This window comes from Bombella sp. ESL0378 (genome assembly GCF_009725845.1).
Taxonomy (GTDB): domain Bacteria; phylum Pseudomonadota; class Alphaproteobacteria; order Acetobacterales; family Acetobacteraceae; genus Bombella; species Bombella pollinis.
In genome coordinates this window covers 1-25271 of sequence record NZ_WNIF01000004.1, presented here as the reverse complement: position 1 = coordinate 25271, position 25271 = coordinate 1, and the positions used below count along the sequence as shown (strand labels likewise).

Annotated in this window: 32 protein-coding genes; 25 read left to right on the top strand and 7 right to left on the bottom strand. The window is 54.3% G+C overall.

Features of this window, described 5'->3' with window-relative positions; all coding sequences use genetic code 11:
• Window positions 1–26: 26 nt before the first annotated feature.
• Window positions 27–371, top strand: a complete 345-nt coding sequence (locus GM556_RS01385) for a DUF1491 family protein (protein ID WP_155579050.1) — start codon at window positions 27–29, stop codon at window positions 369–371.
• Between the two features lie 165 nt (window positions 372–536).
• A complete protein-coding gene (locus GM556_RS01380) occupies window positions 537–1682 on the top strand; it encodes an OmpA family protein (protein WP_155579049.1) in 1146 nt (381 codons plus the stop codon).
• Window positions 1683–1808: 126 nt separating this feature from the next.
• Here GM556_RS01380 and GM556_RS01375 read toward each other — a convergent pair whose 3' ends face one another.
• Window positions 1809–2381, bottom strand: coding sequence for an Ig-like domain-containing protein (locus GM556_RS01375; RefSeq protein WP_370513563.1), 573 nt, complete (start codon window positions 2379–2381; stop codon window positions 1809–1811).
• A 208-nt stretch (window positions 2382–2589) separates the two neighbouring features.
• On the opposite strand from GM556_RS01375, the gene GM556_RS01370 reads away from it, so the two are divergent.
• Window positions 2590–3117 (top strand): hypothetical protein, encoded by a 528-nt coding sequence (locus GM556_RS01370; RefSeq protein ID WP_155579048.1) that lies wholly within the window; start codon window positions 2590–2592, stop codon window positions 3115–3117.
• 45 nt (window positions 3118–3162) lie between these two features.
• Window positions 3163–5151, top strand: coding sequence for a DNA topoisomerase IV subunit B (parE, locus tag GM556_RS01365; RefSeq protein ID WP_230873240.1), 1989 nt, complete (start codon window positions 3163–3165; stop codon window positions 5149–5151).
• Window positions 5152–5199: 48 nt separating this feature from the next.
• On the opposite strand, the gene GM556_RS01360 is transcribed toward parE, so the two are convergent.
• The 3 genes from GM556_RS01360 to GM556_RS01350 all read right to left on the bottom strand — a co-directional run bounded on the left by GM556_RS01360 (window position 5200) and on the right by GM556_RS01350 (window position 8030).
• The gene (locus GM556_RS01360) at window positions 5200–6033 is read right to left on the bottom strand and encodes an aldo/keto reductase (protein ID WP_155572763.1); all 834 of its coding nucleotides are present in this window, start codon (window positions 6031–6033) and stop codon (window positions 5200–5202) included.
• A 100-nt stretch (window positions 6034–6133) separates the two neighbouring features.
• On the bottom strand, window positions 6134–7237 hold the full coding sequence (gene dinB, locus GM556_RS01355) for a DNA polymerase IV (RefSeq protein WP_155572762.1): 1104 nt from the start codon (window positions 7235–7237) through the stop codon (window positions 6134–6136).
• A 31-nt stretch (window positions 7238–7268) separates the two neighbouring features.
• Window positions 7269–8030, bottom strand: a complete 762-nt coding sequence (locus GM556_RS01350; protein WP_155572761.1) for a LexA family transcriptional regulator — start codon at window positions 8028–8030, stop codon at window positions 7269–7271.
• Between the two features lie 207 nt (window positions 8031–8237).
• Here GM556_RS01350 and GM556_RS01345 point away from each other — a divergent pair, with 207 nt between their 5' ends.
• The 4 genes from GM556_RS01345 (at window position 8238) to GM556_RS01330 (ending at window position 11169) form a co-directional block, all read left to right on the top strand.
• On the top strand, window positions 8238–8885 hold the full coding sequence (locus GM556_RS01345) for a hypothetical protein (protein ID WP_155572760.1): 648 nt from the start codon (window positions 8238–8240) through the stop codon (window positions 8883–8885).
• A 197-nt stretch (window positions 8886–9082) separates the two neighbouring features.
• Window positions 9083–9484, top strand: a complete 402-nt coding sequence (locus GM556_RS01340; RefSeq protein ID WP_155579046.1) for a hypothetical protein — start codon at window positions 9083–9085, stop codon at window positions 9482–9484.
• Window positions 9481–9939, top strand: a complete 459-nt coding sequence (locus GM556_RS01335) for a hypothetical protein (RefSeq protein WP_155572759.1) — start codon at window positions 9481–9483, stop codon at window positions 9937–9939. Before GM556_RS01340 ends, GM556_RS01335 begins: the two co-directional genes overlap by 4 nt.
• 6 nt (window positions 9940–9945) lie before the next feature.
• Window positions 9946–11169, top strand: a complete 1224-nt coding sequence (locus GM556_RS01330) for a PBSX family phage terminase large subunit (protein WP_155579045.1) — start codon at window positions 9946–9948, stop codon at window positions 11167–11169.
• Window positions 11170–11181: 12 nt separating this feature from the next.
• Here GM556_RS01330 and GM556_RS08760 read toward each other — a convergent pair whose 3' ends face one another.
• Window positions 11182–11316: a hypothetical protein gene (locus GM556_RS08760; protein WP_255446343.1), complete on the bottom strand. Its 135-nt coding sequence runs from the start codon at window positions 11314–11316 to the stop codon at window positions 11182–11184.
• A 37-nt stretch (window positions 11317–11353) separates the two neighbouring features.
• Here GM556_RS08760 and GM556_RS01325 point away from each other — a divergent pair, with 37 nt between their 5' ends.
• The 6 genes from GM556_RS01325 (at window position 11354) to GM556_RS01300 (ending at window position 16403) form a co-directional block, all read left to right on the top strand.
• A complete protein-coding gene (locus GM556_RS01325) occupies window positions 11354–12805 on the top strand; it encodes a DUF1073 domain-containing protein (RefSeq protein ID WP_155579044.1) in 1452 nt (483 codons plus the stop codon).
• On the top strand, window positions 12802–13839 hold the full coding sequence (locus GM556_RS01320) for a DUF2213 domain-containing protein (protein WP_155579043.1): 1038 nt from the start codon (window positions 12802–12804) through the stop codon (window positions 13837–13839). Before GM556_RS01325 ends, GM556_RS01320 begins: the two co-directional genes overlap by 4 nt.
• A 34-nt stretch (window positions 13840–13873) precedes the next feature.
• The gene (locus tag GM556_RS01315; RefSeq protein WP_099026305.1) at window positions 13874–14374 is read left to right on the top strand and encodes a hypothetical protein; all 501 of its coding nucleotides are present in this window, start codon (window positions 13874–13876) and stop codon (window positions 14372–14374) included.
• A gap of 47 nt (window positions 14375–14421) precedes the next feature.
• Window positions 14422–15444, top strand: a complete 1023-nt coding sequence (locus GM556_RS01310; protein ID WP_155572755.1) for a DUF2184 domain-containing protein — start codon at window positions 14422–14424, stop codon at window positions 15442–15444.
• Window positions 15445–15447: 3 nt separating this feature from the next.
• Window positions 15448–15861, top strand: coding sequence for a hypothetical protein (locus GM556_RS01305; protein WP_155579042.1), 414 nt, complete (start codon window positions 15448–15450; stop codon window positions 15859–15861).
• A 77-nt stretch (window positions 15862–15938) separates the two neighbouring features.
• Window positions 15939–16403 carry a DUF4054 domain-containing protein gene (locus tag GM556_RS01300; RefSeq protein ID WP_196424753.1) on the top strand — a complete coding sequence of 155 codons (465 nt, stop codon included), beginning with the start codon at window positions 15939–15941 and terminating at the stop codon, window positions 16401–16403.
• Here the strand turns inward: GM556_RS01300 and GM556_RS01295 are convergent.
• On the bottom strand, window positions 16400–16600 hold the full coding sequence (locus tag GM556_RS01295; RefSeq protein ID WP_155572752.1) for a hypothetical protein: 201 nt from the start codon (window positions 16598–16600) through the stop codon (window positions 16400–16402). The genes GM556_RS01300 and GM556_RS01295 overlap by 4 nt on opposite strands.
• A gap of 135 nt (window positions 16601–16735) precedes the next feature.
• Here GM556_RS01295 and GM556_RS01290 point away from each other — a divergent pair, with 135 nt between their 5' ends.
• The 10 genes from GM556_RS01290 (at window position 16736) to GM556_RS01245 (ending at window position 23763) form a co-directional block, all read left to right on the top strand.
• On the top strand, window positions 16736–17197 hold the full coding sequence (locus GM556_RS01290) for a hypothetical protein (protein ID WP_155579040.1): 462 nt from the start codon (window positions 16736–16738) through the stop codon (window positions 17195–17197).
• 19 nt (window positions 17198–17216) lie between these two features.
• Window positions 17217–17606, top strand: coding sequence for a hypothetical protein (locus GM556_RS01285; RefSeq protein ID WP_155579039.1), 390 nt, complete (start codon window positions 17217–17219; stop codon window positions 17604–17606).
• Entirely contained in the window at window positions 17552–18133 is a 582-nt protein-coding gene (locus tag GM556_RS01280; RefSeq protein ID WP_196424752.1) for an LIC_12616 family protein, read from the top strand. Before GM556_RS01285 ends, GM556_RS01280 begins: the two co-directional genes overlap by 55 nt.
• Window positions 18134–18172: 39 nt before the next feature.
• The gene (locus GM556_RS01275; protein ID WP_155579037.1) at window positions 18173–19342 is read left to right on the top strand and encodes a DUF3383 family protein; all 1170 of its coding nucleotides are present in this window, start codon (window positions 18173–18175) and stop codon (window positions 19340–19342) included.
• Window positions 19343–19344: 2 nt separating this feature from the next.
• Complete coding sequence (locus GM556_RS01270) at window positions 19345–19788, top strand: phage tail fiber protein (RefSeq protein WP_155579036.1); 444 nt, start codon at window positions 19345–19347, stop codon at window positions 19786–19788.
• Between the two features lie 11 nt (window positions 19789–19799).
• A complete protein-coding gene (locus tag GM556_RS01265; protein WP_099026315.1) occupies window positions 19800–20264 on the top strand; it encodes a phage tail assembly chaperone in 465 nt (154 codons plus the stop codon).
• A gap of 123 nt (window positions 20265–20387) precedes the next feature.
• A complete protein-coding gene (locus GM556_RS01260) occupies window positions 20388–21626 on the top strand; it encodes a hypothetical protein (RefSeq protein WP_155579035.1) in 1239 nt (412 codons plus the stop codon).
• Window positions 21627–21658: 32 nt separating this feature from the next.
• Window positions 21659–22351, top strand: coding sequence for a phage baseplate protein (locus tag GM556_RS01255; RefSeq protein ID WP_155579034.1), 693 nt, complete (start codon window positions 21659–21661; stop codon window positions 22349–22351).
• Window positions 22352–22354: 3 nt separating this feature from the next.
• Window positions 22355–22654: a phage baseplate plug protein gene (locus tag GM556_RS01250; RefSeq protein WP_155579033.1), complete on the top strand. Its 300-nt coding sequence runs from the start codon at window positions 22355–22357 to the stop codon at window positions 22652–22654.
• Window positions 22651–23763: a hypothetical protein gene (locus tag GM556_RS01245; RefSeq protein ID WP_155579032.1), complete on the top strand. Its 1113-nt coding sequence runs from the start codon at window positions 22651–22653 to the stop codon at window positions 23761–23763. Before GM556_RS01250 ends, GM556_RS01245 begins: the two co-directional genes overlap by 4 nt.
• A gap of 29 nt (window positions 23764–23792) precedes the next feature.
• On the opposite strand, the gene GM556_RS01240 is transcribed toward GM556_RS01245, so the two are convergent.
• Window positions 23793–24827 carry a hypothetical protein gene (locus GM556_RS01240; RefSeq protein ID WP_155579031.1) on the bottom strand — a complete coding sequence of 345 codons (1035 nt, stop codon included), beginning with the start codon at window positions 24825–24827 and terminating at the stop codon, window positions 23793–23795.
• 113 nt (window positions 24828–24940) lie between these two features.
• On the opposite strand from GM556_RS01240, the gene GM556_RS01235 reads away from it, so the two are divergent.
• Window positions 24941–25271, top strand: a 331-nt coding sequence (locus GM556_RS01235) for a hypothetical protein (protein WP_155579030.1), incomplete at its 3' end; no start/stop codon positions are given.

Below are 25271 nucleotides of genomic sequence, written 5' to 3'. Positions count from 1 at the left end.
CCCTCCATTGCAGAAAGAAACTCCCCATGGTCCACGGTCTTAAATCCGGCTTTTGGATACGCGCCACATTACGCCGCCTCAACCAAAATGGCCTCATCGCCGTTATTGCCCATAAAGGCGATGAAGATGCTGGCAGCATCTTTATCATACTCACCGCCAGGGACGGCCAAACCGCCATTTTACAAGAAGATGATACAAGTTGGCATCGCCATAATTTCACAGCCACCGCCACAGAATCTACCGCACAACAAGCAATGCACTATCTCGAACGCCAAAAACGCTTTGACCCTGACCTCTGGGTTATTGAGATTGATGTCCCCGACATCACCCACCCCCTAGAAAAAGAACTCGGCACCCGGCGTATCCACTAAACAAACAACCTTGTTCACAAACGCCACAGCCACCAACCTGTAACCAATAGGCCACATTTCCTCTCATTCGATGCGGCCAAATGCTACTATGGCCAGTTCCTCCATTGCTTTTGCCTCCATTTTCAGAGAAAAGAATAACCATCTGTCTGGTTGGAGAGTAATTACATGACTGCACGCACCTCCATTACATCACTGCTGGCCCGTGGTGCCTGTGTCGCCTGCCTGTCAGCCATGGCGTTTGGTGCGGCAAAAGCGCAACCCGTCCGCGGCCTCTATGTTGCTGGAGCCGCTGGAGCAAGCTTCAACCAATCACAGACTGTCAACCCACATACAAAGCTCTTTCCCCATGGTCGTGATGATTATACGACAGGCATCACCGGCCTCGGTAGCATCGGCTGGGGGCTAGGCAACGGTTTCCGTGTGGAAGTCGAAGGGAACTACCGTAATAACCGTCTCTCCCGCTTCCACTCCCCCGGCTTCAGCTCCACCGCTCACGGCCATCAGCAAAAATATGGCGGCATGGCGAACGCCTTATTTGATATGGATATCGGCCAGAATTGGATTTACCCCTATTTCGGCTTTGGTATTGGCTATGCACGGCAATTCACAAACACCACCATCCAAGGGACAGGAGCCAATAAAGGCTTCCGTCAGCGTGTAGATGATGGTGCTAACGGCTTTGCTTACCAAGGTATCTTCGGGACATCCCTCCCTATCCCGTGGGTCGTTGGCCTTTCCACCACGATGGAATATCGCTTCTACACTATTACGGGCCATCACCGTCATTATGCAGAAGCGAGCTATAACATCGCCAATACAAATAGCGGTCCTGTAGGCGGCCGCCGTAGCAGCCGGACTGACTTCAACCACTCTTTAATGCTTGGCTTGCGGTATGAGTTCAACCCGGCCCCCCCACCGCCCAAACCAACACAAACCATTGCTGCCCCAGCCCCTGCCCCCATTCGCACCTATCTTGTCTTTTTCGATTGGGACCGCGATACATTATCCGATCGCGCCCGCTCAATCGTAGAGACCGCCGCGCGTAACTCTACTTCCGCGCAATTTACTCGCATCCAAGTAAATGGCCATGCCGATTCCTCTGCCGTTCACCCCGGCAGCAAAAAAGCGAGCAGCTACAACATGGCCCTTTCGCTACGCCGTGCCCAAAGCGTCAAAGCGGAGCTGATTCGTGATGGTGTTCCCTCTGGGGTAATCGACATCCATGGCTATGGCGATACCCAACCGCTCGTCTCCACACGTCCCGGTAAAGCAGAACCACAAAACCGCCGTGTGGAAATCGACTTCCAGTAACATTCCCTATCAATATTCTCTCTAACAAAGAAACCGGCATAGCCACACACTATGCCGGTTTCTTTATAGTCACCTAACTAATTTATATGCGGATGAAGCCCTACAAACCTCCATCCGCATAATCTCTTACTTCTTCACGTTAGGTTGTGCTGCCTTAGTGACCGCTTTATGGGCCACAACGCGCCTCTTATGCGCGACAACCACAGATTTTTTACTCACCTCCCCAGCAGCTACAGCGGCAACACCAGCAGGTTGCTCAACATGCACCTGCACTGCCACCATACGGCGCGGTTGTGCATGAGCAGGGATTAACTCCACAGAGAAAGAATCATCCCCCTTATAATCCACCGCAGGCGTATATTCGACATAAGTCCGGTTATCATAGCTATAGAGAAAAACCTTCCCATGCTCTGGGGCCGGCACTACCCCAAAGGAAACATAGCTCCCACCACCACCTTTACTGACAGCAAAGGGGCACATACCCCCATCACCTGCCAGCACGGTCATCGTCACACTCATCCGCCCTGTAGCATCTGTCTGTAAAGGCGACACCTCACACCGCGCCGCCCGTTTCTCATTCGCAAAAGGATTCGGTAGCATCGCCGTCTCTGATGTCCGTGATTGATTCCCCGCACATCCACTAAAAGCGAGCAAAGCCGCCCCCATCAATCCTTTTAATAAAACGCTATTATGCTGCACAGCACACTCCTTCAAAACACGTCACTATCCAAGGCCCCATCAGAGATATCCCCTCATGTGGCAGATTCGCACCGGCACGATACGCTCTCAACGCACTCATGAGAATGCAATCTCGTATATTTCTTTCCTCCCTCCTACCACCAAAGGGGCAGACTTTCCCCCAAGAGCATGATAAGAGGCGAAAGACCTGTTTGCGGGAGTTTTCTAAATGTCTCTTCTGTTTCGCCGCCTAGCCTTTCTTAAAACAGGGCTAGCTCTTTCTACTGCGTTACTCTGTTCCGGCTTGCCCGCAGCTTATGGGGCTGCCTGCCACACATCAGAGGCAGACCACTCAGCCTTTAATCTTGCTGGCCTCAAATCCGAGCTCATGGTCACAGCTCTCTCCTGCCATACGCAAGATCGCTATAACCAATTCATCACCCGCTTCCTCCCCATCCTTACTGAATCAGAAAAACACCTCGATTCCTATTTCCGCCGTACCTTTGGCAGCCAAGCTCAAAGAAAGCACGATGATTACATCACCCAGCTTGCTGATGTACAATCACTCGGCGGCCTCAAATCAGGCACAGCCTTCTGCGCCCAGCGCGTCCCTATGTATGATGAGGTTGATGCCCTAGACGATTCAAGCTCCGATCTCGCCCATTATGCCGAGGCTAAAGACATCGCCCAACCTGCCTCTTACGAGAGTTGCACCGCCCCCAGTGTCCCTCATCGTACCCGCACCCGCCGCCGCTAGGACATCCACACACATCATCTAAAACAGGACCACAGAATGGCCGATATGTTCGGACAGGACGAGCTACCCAGCCCCTCCAACCCCTCATCTCCTCATACATATGATGCCGAGTCTATTGAAGTTCTCGAAGGGTTAGAGCCTGTCCGCCGTCGCCCCGGCATGTATATCGGCGGCACAGATGATACCGCCTATCATCACCTCGCTTCTGAAATCATCGATAACGCTATGGATGAAGCCGTAGCAGGCCATGCAACGCTTATCGAGGTCCATCTCGAAGACGCCCATACCCTGATGGTCCGCGATAATGGACGCGGCATCCCCACCGATCCTCACCCTCGCTTCCCAGAAAAATCCGCCCTAGAGGTCATTTTCACTACCCTCCATGCTGGTGGTAAGTTCTCTGGTAAATCCTACGCTACCTCTGGCGGCTTGCATGGTGTGGGCAGCTCTGTTGTCAATGCCCTCGCCTCCCATTTAGAGGTAGAAGTCTATCGCAACCGCAAAGGCTGGCGACAAACCTTCTCACGCGGCCACACCACCAGTACGCTAGAAAATACCAAACCCGCTATCAAACGCGGCACTATGGTCCGCTTCACCCCCGATAGCGAGATTTTCGGCCCCCTCCATTTTTCACCCCAACGCCTTTACCGCCAATGCCAAGTTAAAGCCGCCCTTTTTCATGGTGTGAGCATCTCATGGTCTTGCGCAGCAGACCTCCTCAAGGGGGAAAACGCCCCGCCTGCCCATACTGTCATCTCCTACCCTAATGGGCTAGAAGATGCCCTGAAAGATGACCTCGGCTCCACCCCTTCTCTGCTAACCCCCCTTTGGGCTGGCCAAGCCGACCTCCCCATCGCCGCAGATGGCCAACCCGGCGGCCGTGTCGAATGGGCCATCGCCTTTTTAGACCAAGGCAGCAGCACCCTCATCTCCTACTGCAACACCATCCCCACCCCCCAAGGCGGCACGCATGAAAATGGCCTCCGCGCTGCCCTTGTCAAAGGGTTTCGCAACTGGGGCGACCAACGCAAAATCCGCCGCTCCAACGCCATTACAGCCGAGGATATTCTCGGCACCATCAATGCCCGCCTCTCTGTCTTTATCCGTAACCCCCAATTCCAAGGCCAAACGAAAGACCGCCTCACCACACAAGAAGCCAGCCGCTTGGTGGAAGGTGCCCTGCGCGACCGCATCGACCATTGGCTCGGTGGCAATCCCCAGCAAGCTGATAACCTCGTCAGCTATATTGTTGAACGCGCTGAAGAACGCCTCCGCCGCCGTGAAGCTCGTGAGACAACACGCAAAACCGCCACGCGCCGCCTACGCCTCCCCGGCAAATTAACCGACTGCTCCCGCAGCAACGCCCATGAGACCGAGCTTTTCCTTGTTGAGGGGGAATCCGCCGGTGGTTCCGCCCGCCAAGCGCGCGATAGAGAAACACAAGCCGTCCTCCCCCTACGCGGCAAGATTCTCAATGTCGCCTCCGCCACGCAAGAAAAACTCCGCACCAATACCGAGCTACGCGACCTCATCGAGGCCATGGGCTGCGGCTTTGGCAAAACATTAGACCTCTCCAAACTCCGCTATGGCCGCATCATCATCATGACAGATGCCGATGTCGATGGTGCCCATATCGCTTCCTTATTGATGACCTTCTTCTTCCGCGAGATGCCCGACCTCGTCCGGCAAGGCCATCTTTACCTCGCCCAACCCCCTCTTTATCGCCTCACTCATGGCAGCAAAACCATCTACGCCATGGATGATCTCGACCGCGACCGCCGTCTAAAAACAGACTTTAAGCCTAACGCTAAGGTCGAAATCTCTCGCTTTAAAGGCCTTGGAGAAATGCCCGTCTCCGACCTTAAAGAAACCACCATGTCACCCACACGCCGCACCCTGTTGCGCGTTACCGTCCCCACGGAAGAGAACCTCCTCACGCGCAACCGCATCGAAAGCCTCATGGGGCGCAAGCCGGAACTTCGCTTCCAGTTCATTCAAGAACAAGCCCGCTCTGTCGAGCTTTTGGACATCTAACTCCTCACTAAAAAGGGCGTCCCCTTATTGAAGGAACGCCCTCCCCGCCTAAAATACCGGATGAGCCGGGTCCGCTCCCATCCGCCCATCAGAGCGGTCAAGCGTCCGTATCGCCGCCATTTCATCGGCTGTCAAAACAAAGTCAAACAACGCCACATTCTCTGCCATGCGCTCCCGATGCACCGATTTAGGGATGACAATAACCTCATTCTGCAAATGCCACCGCAGAATCACTTGGGCAGGGCTTTTATGATGCCGCTTCGCAATACGGCCAATCACCTCATTATCTAACACCGTCCCCTTCCCCAAGGGCCGCCATGCCTCTGTCTGAATCCCAACCTCTTTATGGAAAGCCCGCAACGCCTCTTGTTGAAACACAGGATGAATCTCAATCTGATTCACTGCGGGGACAACACCCGTCTCCTCAATAATCTTCTGGAGATGGTCTTTCTCAAAATTAGAAACCCCAATAGAGCGCACACGCCCTTGCTTTTTCAGCTCAATCAAAGCCTTCCATGTCTCTACATATAAACCCTGCTGCGGCATCGCCCAATGGATGAGATATAAATCCACAACATCACGTTTTAATAAACGCGCACTCTCATCAAAAGCCCGCAAGGTCGCATCATAACCCTGCTCATCATTCCATACTTTCGTTGTCACGAAGATATCAGGATGATCACGCAAACCATCCCCAACACCCGCCTCATTGCGGTAAAGCCGCGCTGTATCAACGGCCTTATACCCAACATCAATCGCCGTCTTTACCACCTCAGCCGTTTTATCCGGCGGTGTTTCCCACACACCAAGGCCAATCCACGGCATCGTCTGCCCATCATTCAGCGTAACACGCGCCGCCGCATTTTTTGGGAACTCACTCATAAGCCCCTCCCTTCTAAGGATTCGCCACCATGACTAGCCATGGGGCACACCCCATCATCTACGCTCTCCACTCCATAAACAACTATCCCTTTTTTAACCTCTATTCCTCAAATAACCCCATCTGCACCGGCACTACCTCATCCCGCACCCCAAGAGCAGAAATAGTTAATCCAAGCAAACGGATAGGCCGCTCCAACGGGAAGAAACTACGCAATAATTCCAAAGCCATCCGCCGTAACACAGCCCCCTCCACAATCGGAAACGGAGCCGAACGCGCCCGCGTTACTGTATGAAACCCCGCATAACGCAACTTCAACGTCACCGTTCGCCCCGCAATGGACTTCTGCTCACACGCCATTATCAACTTCGCAACAATCCCCTCCAATGTAGCAGCAAGGCTCTCCCACGCCTCTACATCACGCGCAAAGGTCGTCTCCGTCCCCAAAGATTTGCGCGGCCTATTCACCTCAACCGGTCGATAATCCACCCCCCGCGCAATATCATGATAAAACTGAGCAGAACTCCCAAAATATTGACGCAACGCCGCCACACTCCATGTCTTTAAATCCGCTCCCGTATAAATCCCAAGCTTATGCATCCGCGCCGTTGTCGCAGGCCCCACACCATGAAACCTCTCCACCGGCAAATCCGCTACAAACGCCGCCCCCCGCTGAGGAGGAATCACAAACAACCCATTAGGCTTCCGCTGCCCAGACGCCAATTTCGCCAAAAAGCGATTATACGACACCCCCGCTGATGCCGTTAAACCCGTCTCTTTCTGAATCTCACGCCGAATCGCCTCAGCAATCGCCGTGGCCGAGCCATAAGCCGCCCATTGTTCCGTCACATCCAAATAAGCTTCATCTAATGCAAGGGGCTGAATCATCAGCGTATAACGCCTAAAAACGTCATGAATCTGGGCCGATACCGCCCGATAAACCTCAAAACGCGGCGGCACAAAAATCAATTCCGGGCACCGCTCCAACGCTTTATGGGAGGGCAAAGCAGACCGCACCCCATAAGCACGCGCCTCATAACTCGCTGCCGCTACCACACCCCGTCCCACAGCACGCCCCACCGCCACAGGCCGCCCCCGTAATGCTGGATTATCCCGTTGCTCGATAGACGCATAAAACGCATCCATATCCACATGCAGGATGCGCCGTATCCCCTCCTCCCCATCACCTTTAGGCTTCGCGTTCATCCTCATACCATCCTAATATGGGATAACGCCTTTAAAAGGACGCCTTGGGCATAGGCATATAACTCCCCACTACCAACGCTAAAATCGTTACATTCGGGCTTTCCGCCGCACTATGGCACACAGTCGTTTCAGGCCCCGGTAGAATCAAAGGAGCCTGAAACTCCGGCTCCGTACTTTGCGGCCATAATACCATCTGCCCACTCGCTTTAATCTGCACCGCCTTAATCGTTGCTTCAAAACTATCCGAAACATCCGAGCGCTGCATCGCCACCACATAATCCCCATTCCGCGGCCTACGCCCCAATTCGGAGAAATTAATGACAATCACCACCGAACCTTCTTGAAACACCCGATTCATGGACTGCCCCTTCACCATCAGCCCATAACGCTTTAGCCCTGGATATGCCGAATCCTGCGGGATCGTAATGGCATAACGGTCCAGCACAGGCCATTCCTGCGCCTCTTTCCACACTCCAGCCTGCACCTCTCCACAAACTTGAATCTGCGCTACTGGCAAAGAAGGCGCAGACGCCCCATCAGAGGCCTGCGCTGCGTCTTCTTCCCCCTTATGGCTAATTTCCGCTACCAAACGACTCACCGGCACACCAAGCACTTGCGCCAAAGCCGCCAATTTATCCGTCCGCGGTAGATGTTTTCTCCGGCGCATATCCCGCAAAAAATCCACCCCAACAGCAGGATTAATCTCACGCGCCTTCAAACAAGCCCGTCTATCTGAAAGACCCTGCTCATCCAAAAGCGTATCAAGAAGATTCAATAACGATTCAATAGACATGCGGGAATTATCCCTAATTCCAAAAAAAATGTCTATACGGGATTTTCCCCTAATTTAACTTGACATTCGAGGATATTTCCCCGCATTTTAAAACTGTTCCTCGGCTAGATGTCGCTTACACATCTTTTATAAGGAAAAATACCCACACCATCCTCTCAAAAACCCACGCCTCTACCCCATCATGATTCATTTTTGAGGAGTCGTCCTTTGTCACGCACCACCCATCTTATCACCACCCCCACACGGGAACGCACACGCAAGGTCGATTATGAGACCCTTGGCCGCCGCCGCCGCCGCGCCAATACCCTAGGCGCGCTTTCTTCACGCCTCAAAGCTGAAGTAATTTCGGAGGCAGAACAATGGGTTAAAGATTGGATGTTGGCCGAGCATGGCTATCTCGACATCATGAAAGATGGCGGAGCCCCTGCCCTCGCAGGAAATGTCCTCACCTTTAACGCCCTACAAGGCAAAGCGTGGGGCCGCCTTAAAGCATTCCGCCGCCATGCAGGGCGCGAGCGGCATCAACTCCTCGTCAATTTACTTGGGTTGGGATGGTCCTTTACCTCACTCGGCTCCAAACTCTACCCTAATCTCCACCCCGATCGCGCCCGCAAAAAAGCCGCCGATGACTGCGCCACCACGCTAGAGATGCTCGCTGATTTTTGGCTAGAACAACGGCGCGCCAAAGCCCGCCAAGCCGTCCATATCGCCCGACAACACCGCCAAGGGTTAGATATTCCCACCCTCTCCAAAACCTATAATATCGCCCCTAAAGGCATGCAAAAAATCATCCAACATGGCGAACATATCCTCAACAAACCGCAGAAAATCACCGCTGTTGAACTACGCTCCTAAATAAAATCACCACCACCTCATTTTCTCATTGACAGCCCGCCCGCTTTCCCCTATAAAAACCTCATCATCGCGAGCCGTGTGCCAATAAGGCATACGGCTTTTTTATTGCCGCAACCCGGCACCTAGAATCTGGTCGATAGAGCCCCTTTCATACGGCTCATCCCACATATTCCTTCTCTAAAAAACGGATGTCTCTTATGGCACAGGCCCTCTCTACCGCCGAGCAGCCGCTCGGACGCGGTCGCATTGTCACAACCAAACGCGGCCGCTGCGTCGTTTTAGCCGAGGACGGCCCCCGCCTCGTTCTCTGCCCCCTCTATGAAGCACCAGACCTCCATCATAGAGCTGACATTCCCCTTAGCTGGCGCGATGAACTTATTTTGGGCCTGAAACAAAATGCTGTCATTAGAGCCATCCCCTTCCTCAAACAACGCAATGCCGTCATAGCAGAGGACGCCTATATCTCCGCTCTAACACTCACTCAGCTCCGCCTCCGCACCCATAGGGAACTACAAATCAGCACGCTAGAGAGCAAACGCCTCCCCCTTTTCTCTGGTCGGCCCATTCGCCACTCTGCACATCTCAAACACCTTACATGAAGACACAGCGCAAAAAGCCCGTCACGTTCTCACAATCTCTCTTTGATGAAATGATGGAGGACCTCATGCTCGGCCACCCCTTGCATGACATCTGCTCTGGCACACATCGCCCCACCCTCCGTAGCTTCTATCGCTGGCTATACAAAAAACCAGCCCTCCTTCCCCGCTACCGCCATGCAAGAGACCTCTCAGCTGATAGCTTAGAGGCCAAAATCCTCTCTCATCTTGCAACCCTGCCCGATAAAGCCGACACCGCCACCGTCAACCTCTTTAAACTCCGGTTCGACACACTTCGCTGGCTTATGGCCCGGCGCGCGCCCAAACGCTATGGTGAACGACAAACAGTCGAACATACTGGCCAAGAGGGCGGCCCCCTTCACACTATCCAACGCGTCATTATCGACCCCAACACCCCTCCTCCAGATAATAAAACTGATACCTTAATGAAGGGGTAAACCCTCATGCCGCCTCAGACCCACCTCACCATCACCACCCCACGTGCCTTTGCTCCCTTGCTCAAACCATCACGCTATAAGGGCATCTGGGGCGGCCGCGGCTCCGGCAAATCCCACTTCTTCGCCGGCTTATTAATCGAACAAGCCACACTCCACCCCGGCCTCCGCGCTGTCTGCATCCGCGAAATCCAAAAATCCCTCGCAACATCTGTTCATCAGTTACTTTGCGACACAATCAACCGGCTAGGATTACACCACCACTTCACCATTAAAGAGAGAGAAATCATCACCCCCGGCGGAGGCGTCATCTTGTTCCAAGGCATGCAAACCCATAACGCCGAAACCATTAAATCACTCGAAGGCATGAACATCGCATGGGTGGAAGAAGCCCAATCCCTCTCCGCCCACTCCCTCAAACTCCTCCGCCCCACCATCCGCAAGCCCGGTTCAGAAATCTGGTTCAGCTGGAACCCCAACCACCCTTCCGACCCTGTCGATGCCTTCATGCGTAACCCCTCTCATGAGGATGACCCCTCCATCATCACCATCCACGCACGCTGGTCCGACAACCCTTGGTTCCCAAATGTTTTGAATGAGGAACGAAAACGCGACCAAACATTACGCCCACAAGATTACGACCATATTTGGGAAGGAGATTACCAACAGCATCATGATGCCCTCATCTTCCCCGACCGCGTCAGCATAAAATCATTCACCACTCCCGAATCTTGCCGCTTCTATTTCGGTGTAGATTGGGGCTTCTCACGGGACCCCACCGCTCTCGTCCGCTGCTTCATCCATGACGATATCCTCCATATCGACTATGAGGCTGGCGGCACAAACATCCCCCTAGACCAACTCCCCTCCCTCTTCGAGACACTCCCCGCCATCCGTCATTGGCCTATCCGCGCCGATAATGCCCGCCCCGAAACCATCAATTACCTCAAAAACCGCCATCACTTCCGTATCACATCCGCCAAAAAATGGCCCGGCAGCGTGCAAGACGGCATAGAGCGTCTCAAATCATTCCGCGCCATCCATATCCATCCACGCTGCGTAGAAACCGCACGGGAGTTCCGCCTCTATCGCTATAAAACTGACCCTCTCACCGGCGACATCCTCCCCCATATTGAAGACGCCAATAACCATTATATCGATGCGCTTCGCTACGCGTTGGACGGCCTCATTACCAACCACACCCCCCTGCCGGACTTCTCACGTTTTGCCTAGCCACACTAATCCTCACTGCCCAGCCATTATCCCCCATAAAATAAAACCACCCACAGCCCCACCCAACACCACACCAGCACAAACAGCCAACCATAACATCCGTGCTGCAATGCGTTGCGGCGGCGCTTTCCAATCTAACCATCCCATAAACCAATGTCCTCCCCGTTAAAGATAGGTCTTTCTCATGTCCGGCTTCTCCCTAACACGCCTCTTTACCAAGAAGCAGCCCACCCCCTCTCATAACAGGCAAGACCCCCCTCCACCACGCCACCCTACTACCCCTCATAAAACGCCTGTCTCATGGCTCAAACGCCTAAGACGCACCGAGCCACCCACCCTCTCCCCCAACACAACCTCACACTTCATGCCCTACCAACCACCACCGGGTATCGTGCCAGAAGGTTATAACCGCCCCACCCCTCTTGGCTCCGATGCCGCGCCTAGCACCACAGCAGACATCACCAGTTGGGCTATGGGCCAAACCACCTCCCAACCCTCTTGGATGGCCGATGGTTTGGGCTTTCTTGGCTACCCAACCCTCGCTCAAATGGCCCAACGCGCCGAATTCCGCAAACCTTGCGATGTCATCGCCCGTGAAGCTACGCGAGAATGGATTAGCCTTAGCACACATAATCCTGCCGATTGTCCCCCTCCCGGAATCCCTCAAGACCCTACAACCCGCCTCCACGCGCTTGAAGTCGAAATGAAACGACTCAATATTCGCGAACTCCTCCACCAACAAATCCTTGATAGCCTACTCTACGGCATCGGCCATATTTGGCTAAATATGGCTGACACACCCCGCACAACATACGGCCAAACCCTCCCCCTCCCCCTCACCTCCAACGGCGTCCGCAAAGGCACACTTGCCGGGCTAAAAACAATCGAGCCCATTTGGACAACCCCCAACGCCTATAATGCAGACTCCCCCCTACAAGATGATTATTACCGCCCCCGTAATTGGTGGGTGCAAGGCTGCCTCGTCCATCGCGACCGTCTCATCAGCATGATCCCCTACGGCGTGTCAGACCTTTTTAAACCTTCCTTCAATTTTGGCGGTATGAGCCTCACCCAACAGCTACGTCCGTATGTTCATAATTTCTTACGAACACGGAACAGCATCAGCAACATCACCGCCAACTTCTCCAAACTGGTTTTAAAAACCGACATGGGCGGCCTCATGGCCACCGGCACCAGCGATGAAGCAGACCCCACAACCTCCATCACAGGCCGCGCCTCCTTTATGCAGAAAATATCGGAAGGCCAAGACATCATCGTAGCCGACCACCAAAATGAGGACATCTCCATCATCGCCACGCCCCTCACCGGGCTGGCAGACCTCCAAGCACAAGCTATGGAGGCCATGGCCTCCATCCCCGGCATCCCCTTAGTCAAACTCTTTGGCATTACACCCAACGGGTTAAACGCCTCCTCAGCAGGAGAAATCCGCGTCTTTTATGATGAAATCGCCGCCTTTCAAGAAGCTCATATGCGCCCCGTTCTCACGCGGCTACTCACCCTCCTTCAACTCAATCTCTGGGGGGCGACCGACCCCGCTTTAGAAATCACCTTCAACCCCCTTTGGCAGCACCTCTCCGCCACGCCAGAGCCAACTTCTTCCAAAGAGAGCCCATGACCATCCTCGCTTATGACCGCAGCGGCTCTGTCCGCAGCTTTGATGATAATGGCCGCCTACGTGTAGAGCGCACCCCCATCAGCAAAGCTAATATCTGCACTTATCAAGGCCGAGAAATCCCCCATTACGACACACTCGGCCTGCATCCAGACCAGCCATACCGCCTCCTGCGTGACCCTCACGAACTCGCAAAAGCAGCAGACAGCTTTAACTCTCTCCCTATTCTAGAGGAGCATATCCCCACCAGTGCCCAGGCCCACCCACGAGAACTCACCGTTGGGGCCACCATGGATAATGCCCTCTTTGAAGCCCCTTATCTGACCGTCGGCATGGTCATTTTCGATGGCCCCGCCATCGCCCGCATCCAATCCGGTGAGCAGAAAGAACTTTCCTGCGGCTACGCTTATGAGGCCGATATGACACCCGGCACATATGGGGGCCAACCTTATGATGGCCGCATGATTAACATTCGAGGCAATCATATTGCTCTCGTAACAAAAGGTCGAGCCGGACCAGATGTCCTCGTCCACGATTCATCTCCCTCTCCGGCTTCCCCCTCACATAATAGGACACACACCACCATGACAAAAACCGATGCACATTCCCCCGCTATAGAGAGCGACATTCCTAACACACCGCCACATAATGAGGCAGAAACCATCAAAACACATCAACCAACAGACCTACCGGCTGAAAATCCGGCTGAAGATAAAGAAGCCGCCCTCAACGCCGCTATTCAAAAGGCCATCGCCGCCGACCGCGCCTTACGCCTCGCCACAGAAGAAGCCTGCCGCCTCGTTCGTCCCCTCGTTGGCGATGTTCACGGTATGGATAGCGCAGAGGATGTTTATCGCTACGCTCTTCAACACTCTGGTATGGCCGCCGATAGCCTCACAGAGGTTAATCAAGCGGGCTTGCGCGCACTTGTCCATGCACGCCTCGCCACTATGGCTCCACCGGCTTATAACGCGGCTCACGCTCCCCTCGCAGCCGATAAAGCTTCCGCCTCCTATAGCGCACCACGCCGTTATTAATCACCTCTCCATCCTATAAGCAGGAATCTTTTCCATGTCCGATTTCCAACAGACAGTCTCATACACATGGCCGCAAGGCTTCCCCGGTGCCCCCGCTAGTGCCAACCCCATCCGCACCTCCATCGCGCCAGAAGGCGGATTCGTCGCGGGTAATAATGGCCTCACCATCGCTCATTTCGCATGGCGCAATGATGACGGCATTACCCTGAGCAACAGCGGCACGACCGCACCGGCAGGCTTCCTTTATCGCAGCCAGCAAGGCGTGATGACACAATATCTCCAATCCGCCACAATGACACTCCCCGCAGGCTTTGCCGCAAGCCTTGCAGAAGGTGGTGACTTCTGGGCACTCGCCACAACAGCTTCCAATGCTGGCCAAGCCGTTTACGCCAATACAACCGATGGCAGCTTACAAACCGCTTCTCCATCCAACACACCACAGGGCACCGTTCCAACAGGCTGGGTCGTCTCTCGCGGTGGTGCAGCGGGGGAACTCATCATCATCTCCGGCCCAATGCACCCTGTAGCGGCCTAATTGCGCTGTCATATCTCTATACCCCAAAAACTCATTAAGGCATTCGCATGACCTACTCCATCTCCCCTGCCATGCTTCAACGCGATTTCGGCGTCCATGGCATCCTTGACCATAACTTAGCCTTCGACAACGCTACGGCCCCTAACTCAGGGATTCCGAGCATTTTCTCCACCTATACAGACCCCCGCACGATCAAAGCGATCATCACCCCTATCCGCGCCGAAGCCATCTATGGTCAGGGACAAAAGGGCGACTGGCTGACAGACACCGCCCAATTCCCTTTCGTAGAACTCTCCGGCCAGACAGCCTCCTACGGCGATTATGATAGCTCCGGCGATAGTGACGCCAACGCTAACTGGGTCCAACGTCAATCCTTCCACTTTCAGACATGGACAAAATGGGGTGAGCGTGAAGCAGAACGCATGGGGGCTGCCCGACTAGACTGGGTCTCCCGTAAGAATGAGGCCTCCATCTCTGTCCTTAATAAAACAAGCAACCGCATCAGCCTATTCGGTATGGAAGGCCTACAGCTGCGCGGTGCCCTCAATGACACCGCCCTACCACCGGCCATCCAACCTAGCCCCAAAATCGGCCCTTCCGGCACTGCCACAGGCAGCAATGACTGGCTGAGCATGACCGACCCGGTGCAGGTCTATAACGACATCCTCAAAGCCTTCCAGCAGCTCTCCGAGCAGATGGGCGGCAATGTCACGTTAGAAAGCCCATTGACACTCGTCATCCCGACAGAGCGTCAGCAATGCTTGCTTTATAGCAACCAATACCGCACATCCCTCCGCGATTTACTGCGCGAAAACCTACCGAACTTGAAGATCGAAACCCTGCCAGAAGCCGGAAGCACACTTTCGGGCGGCCAGACAAAGGTAACGCAGCTGCAACTCTTCCTACGCGAAGTTGATGGGCAAGAGAGCGTCACTACCGCCTTCACCGAGAAACTCCGCGCTCACACGGTAGAACGCTACAGCTCCTACATCCGCCAAAAGAAATCGCAAGGCAGCTGGGGGACCATCTGGTTCTACCCCGTCGCCTGCGTCACCATGACAGGAATCTAACCTATGGCCGATCATGTCACCGTTCTCTGCCGCCTCCCATCCGGCATCCGGCTCGAGCTGCACGACCTGCCTAGCCTGAGCGAACGCGCTCAGGCTAATGCCCCTATTATGGCCCCTCCACAGGCCCGTGCATCCATCACACTCAACGGCATCCGACAAGACCCACACTACCACCCGTTGGAAAACCGGCTCCTTGGCCGCGCTGGTCGCACCAATGTCCCCACAGATTTTTGGAAGGCATGGCTAGAGCAAAACAAAACTTCCAGCCTCGTCACCCAGAAACTCGTTTTTGCCGAAACCACAATCGCCCGCGCTGATAACGCCATGAACGAACTCGCCAAAGAACGTACCGGCCTTGAAGGAGCCGAACATACATCCTTGGTTGGGGACGTCACCCCACTGCACTCTGCTGCATAAACCTCCCTATACCCTGCCTTCCCGTCTTTATGAGGGGAAGGCAGCCTCTCGGCTCATTTCCTTGTAAGGACACCCGCATGACCCCAGAACCACCGATGACATCCCCTGGCATTGTTCCCTTTTCCTATACGGATTGGTTAGCGGCGTACCCTTCCTTTTCCGAAACCATCACCGCCCCACAAGCCGAGAGCTTCTTTCACCTTGCCGAGCTTATCCTCAATAACACGGCCCGCTCCCCTATTCAGAGCCTCACACAACGGCGAACACTCCTCTGGCTGCTCGTAGCTCATCAGGCACAGCTTTTTGCCAATAACAAAGCGTATGATGCTAACGCATCCTCTTCTACCACCCCACCTGTTGGGCGCATCGCCTCCGCCACACGCGGATCCGTATCCATCAGCTTTGATGGCAGTGCCCTCCCCAAACAAGCAGGATGGTTCAACCAAACACAATATGGTCTTATGTTCTGGCAGGCTACCGCACCATTGCGGCAAATGCGCTTCCTACCGGGGCGAACCCATCCCCCTCGCCTGTGGCCTTAACCCCAAAGCAGCCACCAAACCGCATAAATCAAAATAAAGGGCACTAACAACCGCACAATCATGCGTACCGTAAGGCCCTCTCCCTCCCCGCCAGAACGTACCATTAAAAAGATGGTCCGTGTCAAAGAGAGCAAACACAAAATCACCACCACCGCAAACAACACAACCTTGCCTGTCACAGCACCATACATAGACACCTACCTCCTTACATCTACCAAGCCACGATATACCCAATAGCCCAGTCGCTATACAGCCTTAAAGTGGCGGAGTGCTCCCCTTTCGTCAATCAAAACAGCCCGTCCCCCTCATATAATATACAGGACCTCCACATTATGCCGTCTGCCCTTAAAGGGGGCCAAAAAGCCCATTCTTTGCTCCTAAAACTCACCCAATCCGCCACAAAAACAAACGTTTCGGTCGGCTATTTCCCACAAGACCACTATCCAGACGGCACCCCCTTAGCCCAAATCGCAAGCGTGCAAGAATATGGCACCACCACCATTCCCGCTCGTCCCTTCCTCCGCTCTACAATTGCCAACCGCCAAACCGCCTGGGCACAACAAGCCCGCCAGCTACTCCAAAATCCCGACACATCCCCCCAAAAGGCCCTCACAACCCTTGGCCAAACCATCGTCACGGATATTCAAACCACAATAGACCACATCACAACCCCACCACTCAAACCCACTACAATCTCACACAAAACACAACATCATAGCCCCCAACCACAAAAACCACTCATCGATACGGGCCTCCTTCGCAGCAGCCTCCGCTCGCAACTCACTCAAGAGTAACCCTCAACAGGCCTCTCCTATGAATCTCTTCTCCCTCACCGCGGGCGTAACCGCAGCCCTCAACCCCCTCCAACCCGCCAAACTCCGCCGCATGACCGGGACAAAATACGCTGCCGATTACAGCACCACTCCTCTTTATGAGGATATCCCCGTCATGATCGACATCCAACCAGCCCCTAGCAATGTCCTACAGCTCATTGGCAATATCACCCAACAAAGCGAAAACCGCACAGTTTATCTACGCGGTAACGCTCATACCCTCAGCCGCCCGCTCCAAAGCGGGGGAGACAGCCTCATTTTTGAAGGCTCCGAATGGCTCATCACAAAAATACTCGAACAATGGGGACCCAATGAATGGTGCCGCCTGATAGTCACACGCCAGACCCCACAGAGGTCACAACCCAACTAATCCCAACAGAAAGCACCATCATGCACATGGTGGGAGATTGGCTTACAGAAGTCGCCCTCCCAGCAGATTGGGCTCTCATTCAAGGGCAGCAAAACCGCCTTCCCCCTCCAGCGCAACGTTTTATGGTCATGCAGACCATCACACGCCGCCCTCTCGCAACCAATCGGCATGTTTATGGTCATACCACAACCACCATCACCCAACCGGTAGAACTCGCCATTCAGCTTACTGCCTATGGTGATGATGCCATCACAACCCTTGGGACCATCAGCACCCTCTGGCGCGATCCTGCCGCGGTCAGTTGGTTCCAACAAAAACGAGACGACATGGCCCCCCTCAACACAGGGTCCATTATGCAGCACAGCTTTATCACCGCAGAGCAACAATACGAGGATTCAGCCACATTAACGCTCCTCCTTATCATACAAACCCGCCTCTGCCGCTCCGCTGAAACTGCCTTGGCACTCTCCATGTCCTCCATACGGGAGGTCGATCTGCCATCTCAGCCTCTCTCCCCCATTTCCTAACGCTTCCTCTTTCCCCCTTAACATTAAGGACCCCATCTCATGGCATCCCTTACAAGCACCATCCCCCTTTCCCAAATTGTCACCATCAACCCCGGCACGATTGGAGCCGCTAGCGGCGTCCCCTTCATCAACGGGTTATTCATCACCACACCGGGCGACACATCCACCCTCACCGCTGGGCAGCTCAAAACCTACACCTCTTTGGAAGACGTCACAAAAGACTTCCCCGCCACAAGCCTTGAAGCCCGCATGGCGTCCGTCTATTTCAGCGGCTTTGAGGACGCCACCCAAAGCCCCTCTACCTTGCTCATCTACATGGCTGATGCCGCCCACCAAGCCAGCCCAGCCGACTTGATGGACCTCATCACCAGCCAAACGCAGAACTTCGCTGGCTTTACCACCACATGGGAACCCACATTAACCCAGAAGCAGGCCTTCGCGAACTGGACCGCAAGCCAAGCTGACCGCTACTGGTACGTCCCTTTTGATACAGATGCACAAGCCCTCAACAGCCAGAATAGCACCAGCTTCGGCACATGGTTACAAAACCAGAATATTGACGGCACAACCCTGCTCTACCAAGACCCCTTAGCATGTGCTTTCTGCCTAGGTTGGATGGCATCTTTGGATTTCAGCGCAACATCTGGGCGCACCAATCTATGCTTCCGCCGCAGTGGGTTGCTTACTCCTACCGTAACAGATGCCGTAACCGCTTCCACATTGCGCGCTAATGGCTATAACTTCTACGGGGCTTACGCTAACGGCCTAGGACGCTTCCAATGGCTAGAGGATGGCCATGTCTCTGGCGCGTTCCTCTGGGCTGATAGCTACATCAACCAGATTTGGCTTAACGCCTCCTTCCAATCCGACCTTGTAAATCTCCTGCTTAATGTGGGCCAAATCCCCTATAACGTCACAGGGGACGGGCTCATCTCCGCGAGCGTGCAGGATACCATCAACCAAGCCCTGCGCTTTGGGGCCATCCGCCCCGGCATCCAGCTTACATCCCTGCAAAAACAGCAAATCGACCTCGCAGCAGGCACAACCATCAGCGACACAGTGCAGACACGCGGCTGGTACTTCCAACCTAACGCCTCTACCTCCCCGGCAGATATTCGCGTGGCTCGCAAAAGCCCGCCCTGCCGCTTCTGGTACACGGATGGCCAGTCCGTCCAATCCATCAACCTTGCGTCTATTGAGGTCCAATAATCATGTCAGGCAACGCACTCATCACAGCAGCAGATGCCGTATTCACCCTTACGGTCAAAACTCTGTTCAACACCCCCATCACATTGGAGAACTGGGCCACTGAAAATTCATGGAGCAGTGGGCAAAAAATAAAACTCGCCGCCACAACACTCTCCCTCGATGGCAAAATGAACAAAGGCTACATCCCTTCCCTTTATCCCATGGTGCTCACCTTCTCAGCAGGCTCCAACTCCTTGCTGGTTTTTGATGCCATCGCCACGGCCTCACGTCAGGCCCGCACGGTATATGAACTCAATGGCGAGCTCCTCCTACACGGGTTAGGGCGGCGTTACACCTTCACCAATGGCTGCCTGACGGATTACGACCCCGTCCCCGCCGGCAAAACAACCTTAGGCGACCGCAGCGTGACCATCACATGGGAGAATGTCCTCCCCGCTGGCTTATAAGGACCCCCTTCGTGAAATCCATTGAATGGACCCCAAAAGACGGGTCAGATGCAGGCAAATGCTTTGTCATCTCCCGCATGTCCGCCTTTACGGCGGACCATTGGGCACGGCATGTTGTTCGTGCCCTCGCCCGCGCGGGCGCAAACACCCCGCGCGAGGCCCTACAAAGCGGCATTGTCGGTCTTTCCGGCCAAAGTATGGCTCTATTCGGCCATATGAGTGACGAAGACTGCGACAAAGCCTTCTCCGGCCTGCTTGATTGCGTCAAAATCCGCCGCGACCCGCATAATCAGGCCATCGACCCCGCCCCCCTCATCGAGGCCGACATCTCAGACCCCAACACATTACCCGCTCTCCGAGCGGAGGCCTTTCGGCTTAATGTGGATTTTTTCAAGGCCGCGATTTACCAGATCTACCCTCTCATCGCCATATTGAGGGAGACACAGCCGGAGGACGCAGCCCCACCCGCTGCGTAAACCTCTCAACCCCAATGGCCTTTGTCATCGGGGCAGGCTTAGCCACATTACACGAGCTGAAAACACTTTATGACAGCGAGGATATGTGGCTCCTCTGGGAAGTCGCGGCAGTGGAGCGCGTAAATGGCAATTCTTGATACCCTCATCATCCAACTCGGGCTAGATGGCTCCGGCCTCGCCCAAGGGGCCGCACAAGCCCACCAAAACCTCACGACACTAGAGCAACACGCAAACAACACCGCTCAAACCCTTGCCCAAACAGGCCAACAAGGGGCCGATGCCTTCCGCACCTTCCGGCAAGAAGCCATGGGAGCCCTCGCCCTCTTTACCGGGGGCCGCTCCCTCGCCACATTTGGCCAAGACATCACCCACGCCACTCAGACTCTCAGCACCCTTGGCCAACAGCTAACAGCCACCCCGCCACAGCTCAACACCCTCCAACAAGCTCTAGCCCCCCTCTCTCAACACCCCACCTCCTTGCTGGAAGACACACCCCTCATACCACACACCCCGCAAGACCACACCCACACCGCCACCTCCCAGACCCCAACATCCCCAATCTCCAATCCCCTCACACACACCTCGCCATCCCCTAACCGCGCTGTGCAGGAATGGGCAAACCTCCTCTCACGCGCCAATCAGCTCACACGCCAAGCCCTCCAAGAGGTCGAGCCTACCCTCCATAATGCCGAGCAAGCCCTCGCCCGGCTCCACCAGCGCAAACAACACCCCAACGCTGATGCCCCAGCCAACAACCCTCTGGCTATGGTGCAAGACCTCTCCGCTTTGCTGACCACCCGCACCATCCTAGCCACACACACACCACCACACTCACCCCCCTCCCGCACGGCAGAACCCCCATTTTACACACCGCCAGCGGCCAAACCACACACACCCAATGCCCCACAACCCAGCCTTACAAAACGCACCGCCGCCGCCTCACAAGCAGCAAACACCCCCCTTACACCAGCCTCACCACCCCACCACCCTACACCATCATTTAACCCACCCCCACCAGCCTCACCCCACCTATCAGAACGAGACGAAACCTCAACACACTGGGCACGCCTCACCCATGCGTTAACCCAAGCAAATGCTGCACTCGCCCAACACCACCTTCCCCAACAGCACAGCAACACAACCCCGCCACAATTGAGCAACACACACGCCATCACCCAAATTGTGCAAGCGATGGACACCGCCCAACCACGGCACACCACCACCCACAACAACACAACCCACAGCCCCACTATTAACATCACCGTGAAGGCAAACTCACAACACCCAGCGGAAATCGCCCGCGCGGTAGAAGCGAGCATTGCCAAAACCATCACCCGCTACACACTCGCCCATATCAGCTAGACCACAGCGAGCCAGAAAAGAGAGGAACCCCCATGTCCGCCCTTACATCCCTCCGGGCCACGGCCTCCAGCTTTGGGGGTGACGCGTTGGAGAACTGGGCCATCCAACGCGCCGCCCGCCAATGGGGCATTTTCACCGACGCCCGAACTCCTCCAACAGGTGGCTGGCAAACCACCGCCACCAAACTGCTAGGCAATGACGTCACCACCCTTTTCGGGAAAGGCCCCAAACGCGTCCTCTCCGCCGCTCATGTCTCATCCCTGAAGATAGAAGAACAATCCTCTATCTGCACCGCCCCGCAAGAAAACACCTCTTTCACCAGCTATAATAAAGTTGCCGCCCCCTACACCGCCACCATCCGCATGATCTGCGATGGGTCAGAAACCGGCAATCTAGCAGAAAACCTCCTTCCCGGTTTTTTACGAGGGGCCCTCGGCGTTGGGCCAGATGCAGTAAAAAGTAGTTTCGTGAATACATTAGCAACTTTAGTAAAAGACACGAACCTTTATACGGTAATAACACCAGAATATAACTATAAAAATGCTAATATTACCGGCTATAGCTTCACCCGTGCCTCAGACGGCACGGCGGACTACATCGTAGCCGATATCACCCTGCACGAAGTCCGACAAAGCAATAGCTTCCCCTCCTCAGCAACACGACACCCCCAAGGAGCACCTACACAAAATACAGGCACTACCACCCTCAATTCCGGGGAGGGCTAACCCATGCTCTACACCATCCCCCTCTCCCCCATTCCCGCCCAAAGCCTCACCTGCCCCATCGCCGGGTTACAATGCCAATTCTGGCTCCGCCAACTCGCCTCCGGCTTGTATATAGATATCACCGCAAACAACACCCCCCTCCTCCTTGGCACCCTCTGCCAAAATGGGACAGACCTCCTCCGCTCCCCCCTCAGCCCCCTGCCTGGTACCCTCTATTTTGGGGACAACGCCGGCACATCAGACCCTGACTTCACAGGCCTCGGCTCCCGCTTCCTCCTTTATTATGAGGACAACTCATCATGACCTACACCGCCTCCGCCACACCCCCAAAAGCCAATAGCTTTACAAAAAAACAAATCATCATTACCTTTTATACACCACAAGCTGATGGGTCTTTTTCCAATGTCACCATTGGGCAAAACCACGCCATCCACGCCCTCATTAAACATGCAGGCGTTGCGCTAGGCTCAGAGGCCGAAATCACCATCAAAGGCCTTATCAGAAGAACACGCGACAATTTTTCCATCGTGCCTGATTACCCTATGGTGGACGACCTCAACCACGTTCTCCCCGGCCGCACCACCATCATGCTCTCTGTGAGCGATGATAACAACGCCCCCCTCACAACCCTCTTTATCGGGCAAATTAACGACGCCTACACGGATTATAACGACCCAGACACACCCTTTCAAATCCATGCCATGACAAACACAATCCCCGCTGGCATTCTCATCCCCGCAAAAGGCTATAAAGGCCCTTACCCCGCCCTCTCCATCCTGCAAGACATCTGCTACGCAGCTAAACTCCAACTCCTCAATTATGGCGGTTGGGATCATCACCAAACCCTTACCAACCATTACCGCTCTGGGACTGCGCTAGACCAAATAAAGGGGGTCGTAAACGCAACACATATCCACTATAATTTCAAACAATACACCCCCATTACGCAAGACGAGACTAACAACCTCCCCAACAGCTACAAGCAGCAAATCTCCCAAACAACAGCCCATCTAGGGGTAATCGAAATCTGGGGCGGCTCCTACACTGGCACCCCTCCAAATGGGCAAGAAAAATCAATACCCATCATCTCCGCCCAAAATGGTATGGTTGGCTATCCCAAATATAACGAGGCCGGAACAACCATCACAACACTCCTCCGCCCAGACATCGCCTTCTGGCAACCTCTTATATTAGAGAGCAAATACGCCCCTCAAAATTGGCTTCCTTCCCCGAACCAACCGAACAGCCTCACCAACCAAAGTCACCAGCTTATCAGCAAAGCCCCTTGGGATGGCCTATGGCTACCCATCGCCATCCAACATGAAGTTTCAACAGAAATGCAAGAAGGCAAATGGCACACAACCATAGATTGCATCCGCACCAATCTCGGCCAAAAACCATCTCATAAATAAGAGGTAACCTTAGCAACCAGATGCTTAACTCACCACGCTAGCTGTCCCACATCAGCGTCCACTTCCATATTTCTACTATCACAAACAGCCCACTGAGGGCCCATGCCATAATATGTTTCTACGTTAATCGCCCGTGCGTGATGAAGAACATCTCCCCACTCATACCCCATATTATCCAACAATCCCCCCATGATAATAGCACAGGGGCCATACCGCCCCTTTTGCGACAACACTAAATCCGCTGCATTCTCCGCCCATCCCCTCAAAACACCAGCCTTCACAAGCTTCTTAATCGTCCCTTTCCGGTCCTCCCGAAAAGCCTTCTGCAACCGCTCAATTGATGGCGCATAAGGGTATTCCGCTTTTGGGTCTTGATACATCCGCCCAATATCGCAAATGCCCTCCGCCGTCTCATAAGGTCGAAGATTCACTTGCCTAGCTTCATCATAACTAATCGGCATACCAGGTGCTCGGCGATACATATTATACACTGCCATAGCACAATCCCAGTATCTGCCTTTTTGAGAGGTCACCAATATAGCTGCACTCTCCGCAACATTCTTCTCCACACCGGCCTGCACCATCTCATCAATCATCCCCTGCCGGTCTTGCTGAAAACTTCGCGCCATAATCTGAACAGGATCATTCTCCGGATTATAAGCGGGCTTCGCAGGCGTCTTATCCAAAAAGGCCTTACTACAAATATGCACCTGCTCAATATCGTAAACAAACCGCCATGACCCAGAATTCGCTAAGCGAATACGCTCCTGCCTATCCTTATCCGGCGGCCCATCATCAGGGAACTCAGGATGCAACGCGTCATACCCGCTCAACAGCAAACTCACATGCTGCGCGCACATAGACTCAGGCTTATACTTCGCCCCCCACAAAGCCTGCCGCGCTAACGACGCACTCAAGCCCATCCGCTGCAACGCATATTGCTGCTGCGCCGCAACCATCTTCAACCCCTCCTCTATAGGCGGTATCCCATCAGCACAAACACCCAAACCCGGCATCAAAACAAACGCCGCAAAACTCAAAATACCCGCAACAATGCCCCGCATCACTACCCCCAATAATCACAAAGTCAAAGCCACCCTATCAACAAATAAACCATATTGTCACCTTAACATTCCTCAACCACGTTCTCCCCGGCCGCACCAGCATCATGCTCTCTGTGAGCGATGATAACAACGCCCCCCTCACAACACTCTTTATCGGGCAAATTAACGACGCCTACACGGATTATAACGACCCAGACACACCTTTCCAAATCCATGCCATGACAAACACAATCCCCGCTGGCATTCTCATCCCCGCAAAAGGTTATAAAGGCCCTTACCCCGCCCTCTCCATCCTGCAAGACATCTGCTACGCAGCAAAACTCCAACTCCTCAATTATGGCGGTTGGGATCATCACCAAACCCTTACCAACCATTACCGCTCTGGGACTGCGCTAGACCAAATAAAGGGGGTCGTAAACGCAACACATATCCACTATAATTTCA

Coding starts and splice junctions, on each gene's coding strand:
- GM556_RS01385 (WP_155579050.1), top strand. CDS start 27: ATGGTCCACGGTCTTAAATCCGGCTTTTGGATACGCGCCACATTACGC.
- GM556_RS01380 (WP_155579049.1), top strand. CDS start 537: ATGACTGCACGCACCTCCATTACATCACTGCTGGCCCGTGGTGCCTGT.
- GM556_RS01370 (WP_155579048.1), top strand. CDS start 2,590: ATGTCTCTTCTGTTTCGCCGCCTAGCCTTTCTTAAAACAGGGCTAGCT.
- parE (WP_230873240.1), top strand. CDS start 3,163: ATGTTCGGACAGGACGAGCTACCCAGCCCCTCCAACCCCTCATCTCCT.
- GM556_RS01360 (WP_155572763.1), bottom strand. CDS start 6,033: ATGAGTGAGTTCCCAAAAAATGCGGCGGCGCGTGTTACGCTGAATGAT.
- dinB (WP_155572762.1), bottom strand. CDS start 7,237: ATGAACGCGAAGCCTAAAGGTGATGGGGAGGAGGGGATACGGCGCATC.
- GM556_RS01350 (WP_155572761.1), bottom strand. CDS start 8,030: ATGTCTATTGAATCGTTATTGAATCTTCTTGATACGCTTTTGGATGAG.
- GM556_RS01340 (WP_155579046.1), top strand. CDS start 9,083: ATGGCACAGGCCCTCTCTACCGCCGAGCAGCCGCTCGGACGCGGTCGC.
- GM556_RS01335 (WP_155572759.1), top strand. CDS start 9,481: ATGAAGACACAGCGCAAAAAGCCCGTCACGTTCTCACAATCTCTCTTT.
- GM556_RS01330 (WP_155579045.1), top strand. CDS start 9,946: ATGCCGCCTCAGACCCACCTCACCATCACCACCCCACGTGCCTTTGCT.
- GM556_RS08760 (WP_255446343.1), bottom strand. CDS start 11,316: ATGGGATGGTTAGATTGGAAAGCGCCGCCGCAACGCATTGCAGCACGG.
- GM556_RS01325 (WP_155579044.1), top strand. CDS start 11,354: ATGTCCGGCTTCTCCCTAACACGCCTCTTTACCAAGAAGCAGCCCACC.
- GM556_RS01320 (WP_155579043.1), top strand. CDS start 12,802: ATGACCATCCTCGCTTATGACCGCAGCGGCTCTGTCCGCAGCTTTGAT.
- GM556_RS01315 (WP_099026305.1), top strand. CDS start 13,874: ATGTCCGATTTCCAACAGACAGTCTCATACACATGGCCGCAAGGCTTC.
- GM556_RS01310 (WP_155572755.1), top strand. CDS start 14,422: ATGACCTACTCCATCTCCCCTGCCATGCTTCAACGCGATTTCGGCGTC.
- GM556_RS01305 (WP_155579042.1), top strand. CDS start 15,448: ATGGCCGATCATGTCACCGTTCTCTGCCGCCTCCCATCCGGCATCCGG.
- GM556_RS01300 (WP_196424753.1), top strand. CDS start 15,939: ATGACCCCAGAACCACCGATGACATCCCCTGGCATTGTTCCCTTTTCC.
- GM556_RS01290 (WP_155579040.1), top strand. CDS start 16,736: ATGCCGTCTGCCCTTAAAGGGGGCCAAAAAGCCCATTCTTTGCTCCTA.
- GM556_RS01285 (WP_155579039.1), top strand. CDS start 17,217: ATGAATCTCTTCTCCCTCACCGCGGGCGTAACCGCAGCCCTCAACCCC.
- GM556_RS01280 (WP_196424752.1), top strand. CDS start 17,552: ATGGTGCCGCCTGATAGTCACACGCCAGACCCCACAGAGGTCACAACC.
- GM556_RS01275 (WP_155579037.1), top strand. CDS start 18,173: ATGGCATCCCTTACAAGCACCATCCCCCTTTCCCAAATTGTCACCATC.
- GM556_RS01270 (WP_155579036.1), top strand. CDS start 19,345: ATGTCAGGCAACGCACTCATCACAGCAGCAGATGCCGTATTCACCCTT.
- GM556_RS01260 (WP_155579035.1), top strand. CDS start 20,388: ATGGCAATTCTTGATACCCTCATCATCCAACTCGGGCTAGATGGCTCC.
- GM556_RS01255 (WP_155579034.1), top strand. CDS start 21,659: ATGTCCGCCCTTACATCCCTCCGGGCCACGGCCTCCAGCTTTGGGGGT.
- GM556_RS01250 (WP_155579033.1), top strand. CDS start 22,355: ATGCTCTACACCATCCCCCTCTCCCCCATTCCCGCCCAAAGCCTCACC.
- GM556_RS01245 (WP_155579032.1), top strand. CDS start 22,651: ATGACCTACACCGCCTCCGCCACACCCCCAAAAGCCAATAGCTTTACA.
- GM556_RS01240 (WP_155579031.1), bottom strand. CDS start 24,827: ATGCGGGGCATTGTTGCGGGTATTTTGAGTTTTGCGGCGTTTGTTTTG.